This window comes from Corynebacterium propinquum DSM 44285, from assembly GCF_000375525.1.
Classification (GTDB): domain Bacteria; phylum Actinomycetota; class Actinomycetes; order Mycobacteriales; family Mycobacteriaceae; genus Corynebacterium; species Corynebacterium propinquum.
Map to the genome: position 1 here is coordinate 53,458 of NZ_AQXC01000012.1, position 16,125 is coordinate 69,582.

Annotated in this window: 13 protein-coding genes; 3 read left to right on the forward strand and 10 right to left on the reverse strand. The window is 58.3% G+C overall.

All coding sequences use genetic code 11. The annotated features are described in order from the left end of the window. Positions 1–10 precede the first annotated feature (10 nt). Together B142_RS0110140 and B142_RS0110145 are read left to right on the forward strand one after the other, a co-directional pair. The gene (locus B142_RS0110140) at positions 11–1,417 is read left to right on the forward strand and encodes an NAD(P)H-quinone dehydrogenase (protein ID WP_018121436.1); all 1,407 of its coding nucleotides are present in this window, start codon (positions 11–13) and stop codon (positions 1,415–1,417) included. A gap of 180 nt (positions 1,418–1,597) precedes the next feature. Then, positions 1,598–5,026, forward strand: a complete 3,429-nt coding sequence (locus tag B142_RS0110145; RefSeq protein ID WP_018121437.1) for a pyruvate carboxylase — start codon at positions 1,598–1,600, stop codon at positions 5,024–5,026. A gap of 31 nt (positions 5,027–5,057) precedes the next feature. Here the strand turns inward: B142_RS0110145 and B142_RS12565 are convergent, their stop codons facing one another. From B142_RS12565 to B142_RS0110165, 4 genes are all read right to left on the reverse strand, one after another. Continuing rightward, the gene (locus B142_RS12565) at positions 5,058–6,176 is read right to left on the reverse strand and encodes an ABC transporter substrate-binding protein (protein WP_155860998.1); all 1,119 of its coding nucleotides are present in this window, start codon (positions 6,174–6,176) and stop codon (positions 5,058–5,060) included. A 245-nt stretch (positions 6,177–6,421) separates the two neighbouring features. Beyond that, on the reverse strand, positions 6,422–6,922 hold the full coding sequence (locus tag B142_RS0110155) for a GNAT family N-acetyltransferase (protein WP_018121439.1): 501 nt from the start codon (positions 6,920–6,922) through the stop codon (positions 6,422–6,424). A gap of 65 nt (positions 6,923–6,987) precedes the next feature. Then, positions 6,988–8,766, reverse strand: coding sequence for an acetyl/propionyl/methylcrotonyl-CoA carboxylase subunit alpha (locus B142_RS0110160; protein WP_018121440.1), 1,779 nt, complete (start codon positions 8,764–8,766; stop codon positions 6,988–6,990). A 286-nt stretch (positions 8,767–9,052) separates the two neighbouring features. Next, positions 9,053–9,940, reverse strand: coding sequence for a sulfurtransferase (locus B142_RS0110165; RefSeq protein WP_018121441.1), 888 nt, complete (start codon positions 9,938–9,940; stop codon positions 9,053–9,055). An 84-nt stretch (positions 9,941–10,024) separates the two neighbouring features. Between B142_RS0110165 and B142_RS0110170 the strand changes: the two genes are divergently transcribed. Then, positions 10,025–11,113 (forward strand): Cj0069 family protein, encoded by a 1,089-nt coding sequence (locus tag B142_RS0110170; RefSeq protein ID WP_026168055.1) that lies wholly within the window; start codon positions 10,025–10,027, stop codon positions 11,111–11,113. Here B142_RS0110170 and B142_RS0110175 read toward each other — a convergent pair. The 6 genes from B142_RS0110175 to B142_RS0110200 form a co-directional block, all read right to left on the reverse strand. After that, positions 11,110–11,583, reverse strand: a complete 474-nt coding sequence (locus B142_RS0110175) for a DUF3151 domain-containing protein (protein ID WP_018121443.1) — start codon at positions 11,581–11,583, stop codon at positions 11,110–11,112. The two genes, B142_RS0110170 and B142_RS0110175, sit on opposite strands and share 4 nt — an antisense overlap. 58 nt (positions 11,584–11,641) lie before the next feature. Then, positions 11,642–12,265 carry a Maf family protein gene (locus B142_RS0110180; RefSeq protein ID WP_147579238.1) on the reverse strand — a complete coding sequence of 208 codons (624 nt, stop codon included), beginning with the start codon at positions 12,263–12,265 and terminating at the stop codon, positions 11,642–11,644. A gap of 23 nt (positions 12,266–12,288) precedes the next feature. Then, positions 12,289–12,492: an acyl-CoA carboxylase subunit epsilon gene (locus tag B142_RS0110185; protein ID WP_018121445.1), complete on the reverse strand. Its 204-nt coding sequence runs from the start codon at positions 12,490–12,492 to the stop codon at positions 12,289–12,291. Between the two features lie 85 nt (positions 12,493–12,577). Further along, positions 12,578–14,143 (reverse strand): acyl-CoA carboxylase subunit beta, encoded by a 1,566-nt coding sequence (locus B142_RS0110190; RefSeq protein WP_018121446.1) that lies wholly within the window; start codon positions 14,141–14,143, stop codon positions 12,578–12,580. A gap of 64 nt (positions 14,144–14,207) precedes the next feature. Further along, positions 14,208–14,429 (reverse strand): acyl-CoA carboxylase subunit epsilon, encoded by a 222-nt coding sequence (locus B142_RS12570; RefSeq protein WP_018121447.1) that lies wholly within the window; start codon positions 14,427–14,429, stop codon positions 14,208–14,210. Between the two features lie 57 nt (positions 14,430–14,486). Beyond that, entirely contained in the window at positions 14,487–16,106 is a 1,620-nt protein-coding gene (locus B142_RS0110200; RefSeq protein WP_018121448.1) for an acyl-CoA carboxylase subunit beta, read from the reverse strand. Positions 16,107–16,125: the final 19 nt, after the last annotated feature.

Here is a 16,125-nt window from a genome sequence, read left to right on the forward strand (position 1 = left end):
CGCAAAGCGAATGGTCATCATAGGCGGCGGACCAGCCGGGTATGAAGCAGCCTCGGCGGCTACCAAATATGGGGCCAAAGTGACGTTGATCGATGATCTGGCTCCGGGCGGCAACTCGGTGCTATTGGACTGTGTTCCGTCGAAATCATTTATCGCCGGCGCGAATATTAAAACCGACTTGCGCCGTGCCGACGACATGGGCCTGAACGAAGGCATCGGTGAAACCAATCTGTCGGTGAAAGCCCTGAACGAGCGTGTGCAGGTGCTGGCCAATGAGCAGTCTGCCGATATTGCTGAAGGCCTGGAAGAACTGGGCGTTCGCGTGATTAACGGCCGCGCCAGCTTCGAAGAAATGGTTTCTGGTGTCACCCACTTGGTTACCGCGACCCATAAGGAAGACGGCCGCGAAGAACTTATCCCGTGTGACCTGGTGCTTTTGGCTACCGGTGCTAGTCCAAGGATCCTTCCGGGCGCGCAGCCGGATGGTGAACGCATTTTGACCTGGCAGCAGATTTATAACTTGGAGGAGCTGCCAGAACACCTCATCGTGGTCGGTTCCGGTGTTACCGGTGCTGAGTTCGTCTCCGCGTTTTCTGAGCTGGACGTCAAGGTCACGATGGTTGCCTCCCGGGACCGCATTTTGCCGCATGACGACGCCGACGCCGCCGATACTCTGGAGGAGGTTCTGGCAGAACGCGGTGTGGAGCTGGAAAAGCACGCGCGTGTTTCCGAGATCAAGCGCACCGACGGTGAGGGCGGGGAAGGCGTGGTCGTTATTACCGACGACGGCCGCGAAATCCACGGCTCGCACGCGCTGCTGTCGATCGGTTCCATCCCGAATACTTCCAATATGGGCCTGGAACGCCTCGGCGTAGAGATGGAAAAATCCGGACACATCATGGTGGATCGCGTTTCGCGCACCAACGTGCCCAACGTTTATGCTGCTGGTGACTGCTCGAACTTGTTCCCACTAGCGTCGGTGGCCGCCATGCAGGGGCGCATTGCGGCATATCACGCGCTGGGCGAAGGCGTTTCTCCGCTGCGTTTGAAAACCGTGGCTACTGCGGTGTTCACCCGCCCAGAAATTGCCGCTGTGGGTGTGACAGAAAAAGAAATCGAAGACGGGGAAGTGCTGGCCCGCAAGTTCAAACTGCCGCTGCACACCAATCCACGCGCGAAGATGCGTTCGCTGCGCCACGGTTTCGTCAAGATCTTCTGCCGTGGGCAGTCGGACTTGGTCATTGGTGGCGTCGTCGTCGCCCCGCACGCCTCGGAATTGATTTTGCCGATCGCTGTTGCAGTGGCGAATAACCTCACCGTGACGGATTTGGCTGATTCGTTTGCCGTGTACCCATCGCTGTCTGGTTCGATTACCGAGGCCGCTCGTCGCCTGATTGCGCCAGATACGCTGACCTAAAGCCGAATTCGGTAGCGCCAGATTCCGCAATATCTGTCGAGTTATCACCCCACCCGCCGTCACCCACGGCGGGTTTAGTATATTGAGACCTAGATTACCCAGGCGCCTGTGTGCCGTATGCCTACATACGAGGGTGCCGGTTGGGTGATTTCTCTTGTGTATATCCGAAAGGAAGTTGACGTGGCACAGTCAGGCTTGCCAGCCTTCAACAAAGTTCTGGTCGCTAACCGCGGTGAGATTGCCGTTCGCGCATTCCGCGCCGCTTTCGAAACCGGGGCGCGTACCGTCGCGGTGTATCCGAAAGAGGACCGCAACTCGTTCCACCGCGCTTTTGCTGATGAGGCAGTGCGCATTGGTGCTGAGGCCCAGCCGGTCAAGGCTTATCTGGACGTCGACGAAATCATCCGTGCTGCCAAAAAATCGGGCGCGGATGCTGTCTACCCGGGTTATGGTTTCCTCTCTGAGCGCGCGGATTTGGCGCGGAAGTGTGCAGAAAACGGCATTAAGTTCATCGGCCCTACTGAGGACACTTTGCACCTGACTGGTGACAAGTCCGCCGCTGTGCATGCTGCGGAAGAGGCTGGCTTGCCGACGCTGAAAGACTCCAAGCCGTCGTCGGACGTCGACACGCTGGTGGAGTATTCTTCGGAGTTTGAATACCCGCTGTTCGTTAAGGCCGTGGCCGGTGGTGGCGGACGCGGTATGCGCTTTGTGAAAAGCGAGAAAGAGCTGCGCACCAAGATCGCTGAGGCCTCCCGTGAGGCCGAAGCCGCTTTCGGTGATGCCAGTGTCTACCTGGAAACCGCGGTGATTAAACCACAGCACATTGAGGTGCAGGTGCTGGCGGATTCGCAGGGCAACGTCGTCCACCTTTATGAGCGTGACTGCTCGCTGCAGCGCCGCCACCAGAAAGTCGTCGAGATCGCCCCGGCGCAATTCCTGGATGCCGAGCTGCGCGAAAAGATCTGCGCCGATGCGGTGCGTTTTTGTGAGCACATTAATTACGAGGGTGCGGGTACCGTCGAGTTTCTTGTCGACGAAAACGGCAAGCACGTCTTTATCGAGATGAACCCACGTGTGCAGGTCGAACACACCGTCACTGAGGAAGTGACCTCGGTAGACATCGTGAAATCGCAGATGCACATTGCCGCTGGCGCTACCCTGGAGCAGCTTGGTCTCACGCAAGATTCCATCACGCTCTCCGGTGCCGCGCTGCAGTGCCGCATTACCACTGAGGATCCTGCCAACGGCTTCCGCCCAGATACCGGCACGGTCTCGTCGTATCGTTCGCCGGGTGGTGCAGGTGTGCGCCTCGACGGTGCTACCTCTGTTGGTGCAGAAATCACCCCGAACTTCGACTCGCTGCTGGTGAAGATGACGTGCCGGGGAGCGGATTTCCAGATCGCGGTTGCTCGCGCGCAGCGGGCACTGAACGAATTCACCGTTACCGGTGTGTCTACGAATATCGGCTTCCTGCGCGCCCTGCTGCGGGAACCGGAATTCGCCAATGAGCGCATCAACACCGGCTTTATCGCGGATCACCCGCACTTGCTGGAAGCCCCACCGGCTGACGATGAGCCAGGCCGCATCCTGGAATACATCGCGGATATGACCGTGAACAAGCCACACGGCGAGCGCCCGACCGCTTTGCGTGCTTTCGACAAACTGCCGAAGACGCTGGCACCGGAGATCCCGAAGGGTTCGCGTGACCGTCTACTAGAGCTTGGGCCAGAAGGCTTCGCGAAGTCCATTCGTGAGCAAGATGCGCTGGCGGTCACCGACACCACTTTCCGCGACGCACACCAATCGTTGCTGGCTACACGCGTGCGTACCTCCACGCTGTTCGCCGCAGCCCAGCACGTCGCACGCATGACTCCGGACCTGTATTCCGTGGAAGCCTGGGGTGGCGCTACGTACGACGTCTCCATGCGCTTCTTGCACGAGGACCCGTGGCAGCGCCTGGATCTGCTGCGTAAAGAAATGCCGAATATCAACCTGCAGATGCTGTTGCGTGGTCGCAATACGGTGGGTTATACCCCGTACCCAGATGCCGTCGCCAAGGCTTTCGTGCAGGAGGCTTCTGATTCCGGTATCGACATCTTCCGTATCTTCGATGCGTTGAATGATGTCTCGCAGATGCGTCCGGCTATCGACGCTGTGCTGGAGACCAATAAGTCGGTCGCTGAGGTTGCCATGGCGTATTCGGGTGATATGACCTCGCCGAAAGAAAACATTTACACCCTGGATTACTACCTGCGCCTGGCAGAAGAAATCGTGAAATCTGGTGCACATGTTCTGGCGATCAAAGACATGGCTGGTCTGTTGCGCCCTGCCGCAGCCACCAAGCTGATTACTGAGCTACGTAAGAACTTCGACTTGCCGGTGCACGTGCACACCCACGACACCGCGGGCGGTCAGCTGGCTACCTACCTGGCAGCAGCCAATGCGGGTGCTGATGCCGTCGATGGTGCGTCGGCACCACTGGCTGGCACCACCTCGCAGCCGTCGCTGTCGGCGATTGTGGCAGCCTTTGAAAACACCGGGCGTGACACCGGACTGGACCTGCAGGCCGTGGGGGATCTGGAGCCGTACTGGGAGGCCGTACGGCAGGTCTACGCCCCATTTGAGTCTGGTATTCCAGGGCCGACCGGTCGCGTGTACAAGCACGAAATCCCGGGCGGCCAGCTGTCGAACCTGCGTACCCAGGCCAGCGCGCTGGGCTTGGCCGATCGTTTCGAGCTGATCGAAGACACCTATGCCGCCGTGAACGAAATGCTGGGTCGCCCAACCAAGGTCACCCCGTCGTCCAAGGTGGTCGGTGACCTCGCGCTGCACCTGGTGGGTGCGAATGTATCCCCGGAGGATTTCGCCGCTGATCCGCAGAAATACGACATCCCGGATTCAGTCATCGCCTTCTTGCGCGGTGAGTTGGGTACCCCACCTGCCGGGTGGCCAGAATTGAAGGACAAGGCGCTGGCGGGCCGCTCCGAATCTAAGCCAGCTTTGACCGAGGTTCCGGAAGAAGAAGAAAAAGCGCTTGCCGACGACGACAAGTGGGTGCGCCGCGGCGGCCTGGATCGTTTGCTGTTCCCGAAGCAGGTGGAAGAATTCGCCGAGTTCAAACGCCGCTTCGGCGATACGTCCGCGTTGGATGATCGCGTGTTCTTCTACGGCTTGGTGGAAGGCGAAGAAACCGTGTTGCACTTCGCCCCGGATGAGACCGGCTTTACCCCGCCATCCATGGTGGTGCGCCTGGATGCTGTCGGTGATCCGGATGAAAAGGGCATCTGTAACGTCGTGATGAACGTCAACGGCCAGATCCGCCCGATCAAGGTCCGCGACAACTCCGTGGAATCATCCGTGGCGTCCGTGGAAAAGGCTGATAAGTCTAACCCAGGGCATGTGGCCGCACCATTCGCTGGTGTTGTGAACCCAACTGCTCAGGTCGGCGACAAGGTTTCTGCTGGCGACGAGGTGGCGATCATCGAAGCGATGAAGATGGAGGCCCAAATTTCTGCCACCGTCGATGGCACCATTGAACGGGTTGCGATGGGCCAGGCCACCAGCGTGGAGGGTGGAGACTTGATCGTCGTGATCAAGGAAGACTAGTGCGCGACTAGACTAGCCAGTCTCTGTCCAGCTAGTCTGCGTCCACTTCGAAGTACTCGGCGATATCGTCGAGTACTTCGTTTGCTCCATAAATGCCGACGGCGCTCATCCAAATGGTGTCGTCGACATCGTGGATCTCACCTTGCAGTTGGTTCCAGAGCGGATTGCGCTGGAACTCTTCTTGTGTCTTTGCGGCTTCGCCATCGTTGTCGCCATACGCGCTGGTAAAGATGTAGTCTGCATCCGCTTTGGCGATTTCTTCTGCGGAAATTTCGGTGCTGAACCCAGTGCCGGTGGAAGCGTCATTTCGTGCGAAGCCGAGATCGGCAAAGATCACCCCGATATAGCTGTCGTCTTTATAGATCCGAGTTGGCCCATCGACGAATCGCACGGACGTCACGCTAGGGTTTTTCCCGAGCTTTTCGCGTACGCGATCACCGATGCGCGCAGCACGCTCTTCGTAGTCGGTGATGAGCTCGTCGGCTTTTTCGGATTTATTCGCTACTTCACCTACCAGGCGCAAGCTGTCTTTCCAGCCATGGCCTCCAGAATCAGAAAAAACCGTCGGCGCGATGCTGCTCATCCGTTCGTAGAGATCTTCATGCCGGACTTTCGACGACAAGATCGCGTCGGGTTTCAGCGCAGCGACTTTCTCTAATGACGGGTCACTAAGTTCACCAACCGAGACCGCGTCACCTGCATATTTCTCGCCATCATCTCCGAAATAAGCAGGGATTTCGCTGCCTCCTTGGAGCTCGGTGAAGCCAACGACGTGCAAGCCCAGAGCGATAGCTGGGTCCAATACCGTGCGGTCGAGTGCTGCGACGGTGGTAATTTCTTCGCCCAGCTCCGTCGTTCCCATTGCGTGCGAAATTGTCCGTGTAGCAGACGATTCTGCAGGTTTGAGTGTGTTGTCTGCAGTGCCGGTGGTTGTATTCTGGCTGGAGTGCGCAGAATCATCGGCTGGTGCGGTACATGCAGTCAGTAGCCCCAAGCTGCAGGCGACTGCGAGGAATGCGCTTCTGGCCTTCCGGCTATGAAATGGGCTGCCGAGCGATTGCCTGCTTATCGACGTTGGGTGTGGGGAGAATTGCCTGTGGGGAAGTGGTGAGGAAACTGCTGCTGCTTCGGGCAGTGGGGATGCTGGCACTGTGGCTGTACCTCCTGGTCGCAAAACTGAAGTGCAGACCAAAAACGCCGAACTAGCGTACGGTGTTGCTAGTCTACCCTTATTACGTCCAATAGGTTAGCATAGCCAAATTTATAAGTTATTGTGAAGCTGGGTGATGAAACGGTGGTGATGATGTGGAGACGATGAAATAGCCACGGAGCCGTGGCGGGTTAAATCCCGCTCAACGTGCAGACCGGCCCCGCTAGACTCCCACAACGCCCCCGCTAAACGCGTGGAGTCGCGAACCACTTGATCATCGTGGAATCCGTCTTGTATTCGAATCCGAATTTCTCGTAGCGGGCACGCGCACGTGGGTTGTCCTTATCCACGAACAAAGAGATACCTGGGGCGCCTTGTGTGCGCGCTAGTTCCACACCGGCTTCCAAGAGGCGGGTGCCCAACCCGAGGCCGGCATAGCGGCGTTCCACAGCGATCACGAGCTCCGGAACCTCTGGGTAGCCCACCCAGCCAGAGCCAGGGTTGTTGGACTTCCAGTAGCGCAGGAACAAACCGCCAGCTGGTACCGCGTGGCTCGATATCGCGATGACACCACCCTGGGTGTATGGGTCCCACTGGTTGACGTATTTGTGGTGGTCAGCAGACTCGCTTTCGGGAAGATCCCGGCTCTCGTCACCGAAAACGTCGGCAAGATAGTGCAGGCGAGACAGGTAAGTGCGATCGTCGTTGGTGGCAGGGCGCAGGGTAATTGTTGTGTCGTTAGGCATAGCTACTCATGATAGTCGAATTGTATTGCTTCCGAACTGTTTTGTCGCCAGAACTAGCCAAACAACTACTTCAGCTCCAGCATGACATCGCCTTTGCCAATCTGGCCACCTTCGGAGATATTCAGGCCGGTAACCGTGCCAGATTTGTGCGCCTTGACTGGGTTTTCCATTTTCATGGCCTCGAGAACGACGATGACATCACCTTCTGAGACTTCCTGGCCTTCTTCCACAGCGACTTTAATGACGGTGCCCTGCATCGGCGCTGTGACTGCATCGCCCGAGACAGCGGATTTGGAACTGCCCCCGCGGCGCTTTTTTGCCTTCTTCTTCGGCGCCTCGCCGCCTCCGCCGATGGTAAGCGATCCTGGCAATGCCACCTCGATGCGACGCCCATCGATCTCGACGACGTATTTCTGCGGTGGCAGGTCCGGCTCGGCGTCTGGCTCCACGTGCTCGCCGGAAAATGCCGGCAGGTCGTTGGTCCATTCCTCTTCGATCCATTTGGTGTAGACCGTAAAGCCCTCGGCATCGGCGGCGGCAAATGCCGGATCGTCGATGATGGCGCGGTGGAAGGGGATGACCGTCGGCATGCCGTCAACCACAAACTCATCCAAGGCGCGGCGTGAGCGAGCCAGTGCCTCGTCACGGTTTTCTGCGTGCACGATGAGCTTCGCCAGCATGGAGTCGAATTGACCACCGATCACCGTGCCTTGCCGCACGCCGGAATCCACGCGGATGCCAGGGCCAGCTGGCTCGGAGTAGGTAGCGACGGTACCGGGGGCAGGCATGAAGTTCGCGCCTGGGTCCTCGCCGTTGATACGGAACTCGAAAGCGTGGCCCACCGGCTGTGGATCTTCGGTAAAGCGTAATTTTTGGCCCTCGGCGATGCGGAACTGCTCGCGCACCAGGTCGATGCCGGTGGTGACTTCGGTGACTGGGTGCTCTACCTGCAAACGGGTATTGACCTCCAGGAAGGAGATCAGCCCATCAGAGCCAACTAGGAATTCGACGGTACCGGCGCCGTAGTATCCGGCTTCGCGGCAAATGCGCTTGGAGGATTCGTGGATCTCTGCACGCTGCTTATCAGTCAAAAATGGGGCAGGGGCTTCTTCCACCAGTTTTTGGAAACGGCGCTGCAGCGAACAGTCACGCGTGCCGACGACAATGACGTTGCCGTGCTGGTCTGCCAGCACCTGGGCTTCGACGTGGCGGGCGCGGTCCAAGTAGCGTTCGACGAAGCATTCGCCGCGGCCGAAAGCAGCGGTGGCCTCGCGGGTGGCGGATTCAAAGAGCTCGGCGACTTCCTCGCGCTCGTAGGCAACTTTCATACCGCGGCCACCGCCACCAAAAGCCGCTTTAATCGCGATTGGCAAGCCGTGCTCGTCGGCAAAAGCTTCTACCTCTGCGGCATCGGCGACTGGGTCCTTGGTGCCCGGGGCCATGGGCGCATCGGCTTTTTCTGCAATGTGGCGAGCAGTGACTTTATCGCCTAAGTCCGCGATAGCGTCAGGTGATGGGCCAATCCAAATAAAACCAGCGTCGATGACTGCGCGGGCGAAATCCGCGTTTTCTGACAAGAAACCGTAGCCGGGGTGGATGGCGTCGGCGCCGGATTTTTTCGCAGCATCGAGCACTTTATCGAAGTCCAAGTAGGATTCTGCAGACGTGGAACCACCCAAGGCGAAAGCTTCGTCGGCAAGCCCAACGAATGGGGCGTTGGCATCAGGTTCCGCATAGACCGCCACGGAACCAATTCCGGCGTCTTTGGCGGCGCGGATGATACGTACCGCGATTTCGCCGCGGTTGGCGATCAATACCTTGGTGATTTTCGTCTGTTCAGCCACGTTGGCCCTCCATAGCGCTTAATAAAAAATCGTTCTACGTTTTACGTTCCACGTTCCGCGTGCCAGGTACCGCAATGCGTGATTTCGTCAGCGTGTGGTTTCTGGAACGCGTGATTTCGTCTCAGTCTATTCTTACACACCAAAACATGAGAAAACCATCAGGTTTTGGTTCGTGTCCCAAAATGATGCCGCAATTTGTGCGAAATGACAATTCCCAGCACTGCATACGCAGCCAGATATGTACGCAGCCGGTTACGTGCTTTGCCCGGTTACGTAAGCAGCCCAGTTACGACGTGCCCGTGCCTTGGTCGATGGGCATGCCGACCATATTTCCCCACTCGGACCAGCCGCCGTCGTAAATGCGGGTTTTGTCATGACCAAGCAAAAACCGACCGACGAACCAGACCAGCGCCGCACGGGCGCCTACCTGCGAATACACCACGCTGTCCTCCGCAGGCCACAGCTGATCCAATTCCGCGCGCGAACGGAACATCCCAGCCGGTGTCATCAGCGATTTCCACGGCAGATGGATCGCACCAGGCACATGGCCTTGCCTGCGGGTAGTAACCGCGCCCGGGCCCGAACCCAATTCCCGCTCGGCAGCGTCCTGCTGGTGTGGCAGCCCAGAAAACTCCGCGGCGGAGCGCACGTCCACGGCGGTCAAGGCGTCGTCGTCGGCAAGTTCATCGACGAAAGCACGCACACCGGCATCATTTCTTTCGCACACCGGGTAATTAGACGGATGCATGACCAGTGCTGGGGTGAGTGAGGTATCGCGTTCTTCTTGCATCCAGCCTTCACGCCCGCCATCCAAAATCCGGGTATCCGGGTGGCCGAAAAGCTCAAAAACCCACAGCGCGAAACACGCCCACCGGTTGCCGCGGTCGCCATAAAACACCACCGTGTCCTCGCGGGAAATGCCCAACCGGGACAGCAGTGCGGCAAACCCCTCGCCGTCAATAACATCGAGCGTGGCGGGATCAACGAGTTCTTCCGGATTGATCCGCAGCGCAGAGGGCAAATGCCCGATGTTATACAGCACGGAATCTTCATTACACTCAATGACGTGTAATCCTTTGACTCCTAACCGCGCGGATAACCACGACGCAGACACCAGCCGTCCTGGGTCCGCATAGTCCCGAAACGACGGATGGTTATCGAAAGCAACAGCCACGGGTCAGCCTTTCAAGTGGTGGAAAGTATACTCTACAAATCTTATCGAAAACTCTCTAGGCAAGGAGCAACCATGCGTCGCGACATCCACGAGGCGGTCGTCATTTTCGAAATCGAAGGCGGCAACGACAAAACCATTCACGGCAACCGGGTCGATACCAAGCCCATCGTTGAGGCGCTGCAGGCTGCGGGCTGGCACGCGGAAGTTGTGGTGTACCGCCCGGAATGGACGGACAAGATTTTCGACTACGTCGCCGGTTCCTTTGACGCTTATATTTCGCGGGTTAACCCGGGCAATATCCCCGGCGGTGAGGACGGATATTTTGCATTGCTGGAAAGGCTTGCCGACGCCGGGCTGGCCGCGTTTTCCCGCCCCGCAGAAATGCTCGCTTATGGTGCCAAGGACGCGCTGGTCAAGCTCAATGACACCGATCTGGTGCCTGCCGATACCGCGGCCTACTATGACGTAGCCAGCTTCCGCTCTGCGTTTCCGGTGTCGTTGGCCCGCGGCGAGCGCGTGCTCAAACAAAACCGTGGTTCGACCGGTGAAGGTATTTGGCGTGTGCAGCTGGCAGATGAATCCGCGCGACCGGAACCAGGTGCGCCTATCCCATCTGATGCGCTGGTCACGTGCACCGAAGCCGTGGATAACCATACGGAAACTCACACGTTGGATGAGTTCATGACACAGTGTGAGGATTACCTGGACGGCGATAATGGCATGCTGGTAGACATGCGGTTTTTGCCGCGCATTGTGGAAGGCGAAATCAGGATTCTTCTGGTCGGCGATATGCCGGTGTCTGTGATCCACAAAAAACCGGCGGCCGGTGGAAATAATTTCTCCGCGACGCTATTTTCTGGGGCGCAGTACACCCATGACACCCCGGATGCGTGGCCGCATTTGTTGGACGTATTCGAACGGTTCCGCCCGGTGATCGCCGAACGCCTCGGCGGCGAGTTGGGCGGTGCCATGCCGCTGTTGTGGACGGCCGATTTCATTCTTGCCGGTGGTGCTGAGGGCGCAGAGGGCGCTGAGGGCGCGGATAACACCCGTGATGCCTATGTGCTTGGCGAGATCAACTGCTCGTGCGTCGGCTTTAGTTCTCAGCTGGAATCTGGAATCCAAGAAAAAATTGCCGCGGAAGTGATCTCGCGGGTACAGGCTCGGGCTTAGCCCAGGAGCTTGTCGACGCTGCCTGGGTCCGCATCCGAGAGCATCTGGCGGCAACGATCGTATTCGGCGTCGTCGCCGATGGCTTTCGAAGCGAGTGCCAACGCGGCGATTGCGCGCAGCACACCCTGGTTGGGCTCGTGGGAAAACGGAACCGGGCCCCAGCCCTTCCACCCGTTGGCACGCAGACGATCGAGGCCGCGGTGGTAGCCGGTGCGCGCACAAGAATAAGCGATGAGTTTTGTTTCATTGCGCGATAAGCCCTCCGCGGTGGACTGTGAGGCCCACAGCGAAGACACGGATTCGGCTTCGCTCGTACTGAGCATCTTCAGCGTTTCTTCGGCGCGAAACGCCCACACCAGAGGGCTTTCCGGGAATTTCAGGGCGGTATCTGCAGATTGCAGATCCTGGCCCTGGGCCGGATCGGCGGGCAGTTTCAGCGGTTCTGGGGCAAGCATGTCTTTCATTTCCATGCCCCATAGACTACTGGAGAATTGTGCACCTCACCGCGTGGTTAGGCGTGCAGTGTGGTTATTCGTGCAGCTTGTTCCAGAAATCGGAGACGTCAAAGCCGAAGTGATACAGCGCGCGGCGCACCACGGGTAACGACAGCCCAATGACCGACGACGGATCGCCGTCAATTCGGTCAATGAACCAGCCGCCCAGAGCTTCTAAGGTGAATGCGCCGGCGCATTTCCACGGCTCACCGGTAGCGGCATAGGCTGCAATATCGGCTGTGCTTGCTTGGGCGAAATCGATGCCGGTGGTAGCAGCTTCCGTATAGACCTGCCCGGCGACAATCAGGCAGTGGCCGGTCAGTAGCTCGGCGTGTCGCCCAGCTTGTGCGTGCCAGCGTTCCACCGTGGCTGCTTCAGTATGCGGTTTGCCCTGCAACTCGCCGTCGAGAAGCAGCATGGAGTCACCACCAATGACGACATCATCGGGATAATCGTGCGCGATGGCTTCGGCTTTTTCCTGCGCTAAGGCGGTGACAATCTCGGCGGGGGAGGCTGCAGCCAGCCCAGCTTGGATCGCGGCTTCGTCCACATCGGCGGGCGCGATGAGTGGCTCCACGCCCGCAGAACGCAAAATCCCAGCGCGCGATGGCGACTGGGAAGCCAGCACAATCCGGGGTCGGTGCGAGCTAGTCGTCAGCGAGTTAGTCGTCACAGTACTCACTAATCAAAGTGCACATTCCGGTAGGCCGAAGGGTTGTACACGGGGCGTCCGCCGAGGCTGCGCCCAGTGCCCCAGCGATTGCGTGGAGCGTGCACACCAGCGGCCTCGGCGCGGGCGCGGGTATGTAATTGCGCGACGACGACGGTCAACGCGGTTAATTCACCCTTGCTTGGGTCGCCGTTAACGACAGAATACGATTCCACAGCGTCGATTATTCCTTCCAGCGTGATGGGATGCTGTTATCTACAGTGCGATTATCTACAGTGCGATTATCTACAGTGCGATTATCTACAGCGCGATATTGCCGTGCTTTTTCTGCTGCGTCATGACCACTTTGCGGCCCAGCATGCGCAGGGCTTCGACCAAGTGACCGCGGGTTTCATTCGGCGGGATGACGGCATCGACGTATCCGCGCTCCGCAGCGGCGTAGGGGTGGATGAATTTTTCTTCCATTTCCGCGGCCTTGTCTTCGGTAGCATCAGTACCAAAAATGCCGCGGGCGGTTTCTTCGGCCTCTGCTACTGCGATCTGGGCCGTTGGCCAGGCATAGACTAGATCAGCGCCGAGATCCTTTGAGCCCATGAAAACATAGGCGGAGCCGAAGGCTTTTCGCAGGATGACGGTGATTTTCGGTACCGTGGCTTCGGCGTATGCATAAGCCAGCTTTGCGCCTCGGCGCAGCAGGCCGGAGCGTTCTTCAGCGTCGCTGTGCACAAAATCTGCCGCGTCCACGAATTCAATGATGGGCGTGTTGAAGGCATCGCAGGTGCGGATAAAACGCGCGGCCTTTTCCGCTGCCTGCGAGCTCAGCGCACCTGACTGATGTGCGGATTGGTTGGCCACGATACCCACGGCTCGTCCTTCAATGTGGGCGAAGGCGGTGACGATATTCGGTGCGTATTCGTGCTGCAACTCAAAGATACCGTCGTCAGTGACAATATTGAGTACGTCGCGGACATCATAGGCAGCGTGGGCATCGTCCGGGATGAGCTCATCCAACTGATAATCAGTATCAGTGACGTTGTCTTGGACCGAGCCGACCTGAATTTCCGCCTCGGTGCGCAAGGCTTCTGCCATGTTGTTGACAGGTAAAAAGCCAATGACAGTGCGTGCGGTTTCTAATGCCGCAGCGTCGGATTCTGCACGCAAGTGGCAGGTGCCGGATTCGGTGGCGTGGATTTCTGCGCTTCCCAACGCTTGGGCATCCAACCGGGTTCCGGTGGCATGGGCAATAGCTTCCTGGCTTGCGTGGTGCAAGCTGGCCTCGCCGTCGACCATAATGACGATATCCGAAAATGCTGGGGTGAAAGCATGCAAACCGGTGGTCTGGCCGGTCACCACAGAAATTTGCGGAACGACACCAGATGCCTTGGTCATGTGCGCCAAAATCTTGGAATACATCGACAAGGTGACGATGCCCTCGGCCAACCGCGGGCCGGTGCCTTCGTGGATTGCGACGATTGGTTGGCCGGTTTTGGTGGCTAGTTCATAAATCTTACAAATCTTTTCGCCGTAGACTTCACCCAGCTGCCCGGAAAAGACCGTGTTGTCTTGCGAGTATACGCAGACCCGACGGCCGCCGATGGTTCCGTAACCAGTGACGACACCGTCGGTGAGCGGCTTGTTGTGCTCGAGATCGAAATCGCTGATCCGGTGCCGCGCGAGAGCATCGGTTTCGACGAAGGAATCAGCATCAAGCAGCTGCTCTGCACGCTCGCGCGCGGTGAGCTGACCGGCCTCGTGACGCTTGTCGACGGCCTCAGCTCCAACGGGCTGCGCTGCGTTTTTTAGGCGCTGGGCAAGGTCGGCGAGCTTGCCTGCGGTGGTAGTCATATCCGGTTGGGAAGCAGTCATAAGTGTCTAGTTTAGAGAACGGGTACCAAACCAGGAAATGATACCGCGAAAATTTTAATAGATCTTAATAGAAGCGGACGTGGGGGAACTGGACCGGCAGGTATTCGCGTCCAATATCAGCGACCAGACGGCGGGTTTGCGGAGTACGCGCTGCGGTGGTGCGCTGCGGGCGTGCCGCCAGCGAGGACACGATTGCCGACAGGGCTGCGAGTTGGTCGTGGGTCGGATTGCCTTTTGTGATCTGCAGTAGCGGAGATTGGGTAGAAGCTAAGTTCAGAGAAGCCATGAATACAAATCCTTTCGAAAAACTAAGTGAAAACTCACTGAAAATTACAGGCGAAAACTACAGCGGGATATTGCCGTGCTTGCGCGCCGGGCGGGCGACAGATTTATCGGCATACAGCCGCAGATTGCGCGCGATCATGCCGCGGGTTTCACTCGGCAAAATTACGGCGTCGATCAGCCCACGCTCGGCGGCCTTATACGGGTTGAGCATGAAATCTTCGTATTCGCGCTCGAATGACGCCGCCAGGGCAGCGGTGTCCAGCCCGTCGTCGGCGGCTTTTTTGAGTTCCTTGCGGTGAATGAACCCCACCGCACCAGCTGCTCCCATCACCGCGATCTGCGCCGTTGGCCATGCGAAGTTCACGTCTGCGCCCAGGCCTTTCGACCCCATCACGCAATACGCGCCACCGTAGGCTTTGCGCATGGTCACGGTGATTTTCGGGACGCTGGCTTCGCCATAGGCGTACAGCAGTTTCGCGCCGCGACGGAGGATGCCGCCGTATTCTTGCGACGCGCCGGGCAAAAATCCGGGGACGTCGACAAGCAACACGATCGGGATATTAAAAGCATCGCAGGTGCGGATGAAGCGCGCGGCCTTTTCGGAGGAGTCGATATCCAAACAACCCGCATAGACCTGCGGTTGGTTGGCCACAAAACCGACCGTCTGGCCTTCGATGCGGCCAAAAGCAATCACGACGTTTTCGGCGCGTTTTTCCTGAATCTCTAGGTATTCGCCATCGTCGGTCAGCGCTTCGATGACATCGCGGACCTCATAGGGTTGGGTCGGGGAATCCGGAATGATGGAATCCAATGCCGAATCCGTGTCCGCGAGATTATCCTCGACGGCACCGGTTTCCGGCACGTAGTGCTCCCGTGGTGGGCTCACGCGATTAGAGGTTGGCAGGTAGCTCACCAGGTCGTGTACCCAATCGAGGGCTTCTTCATCGGTGTCGGCAGTGAAATGCGAGTTGCCTGCTAGCCCCATGTGTGCGGAAGCGCCACCGAGTTCTTCCTGCGTGATTTCCTCGCCGGTGACAGTTTTGATGACGTCCGGTCCGGTGACAAACATCTTGGATTTCTTATCCACCATGACCACGAAATCCGTCAACGCGGGTGAATAGGCGTTCCCACCTGCGCAAGCACCCATGATGACCGAAATCTGTGGCACGACGCCGGAGGCTTGAATGTTCTGATAAAAAGTCTGCGCGATCCAATCCAGTGAGACCACACCATCCTGGATGCGGGCACCGGCACCCTCGTATAAGCCGATCAGCGGGCGACCGGTAGTGATGGCTAATTCTTGGATTTTCACCATTTTCTCGCCATAAACTTCGCCGAGCGCGCCACCAAAGACGGTGCCATCCTGCGAGAAGATGCACACCTCCCGCCCGTCGATAGTGCCCCAGCCGGTCACGATGCCGTCGGTGACCGGGCGGCGCGCACCCATGCCGAAATCCTGTGTGCGGTGCCGGGCGAGCTGGTCGGTTTCTACGAACGAGCCCTCATCGAGTAGATAATCCAGCCGGTCACGCGCGGTGAGCCTGTCCTGGGAGCGCACTTTGTCGTGTGCGGCGGTACCCATGGGGGCGTGGGCTTCTTCCCGGCGGCGCTTGAGGTCGGCGATCTTTTCCGCGGTGGTTTCCGCAGCCAAGTTCTCTAAAGGTGAGGAAATAGTCATGTTTAGACTATAGGCAGGT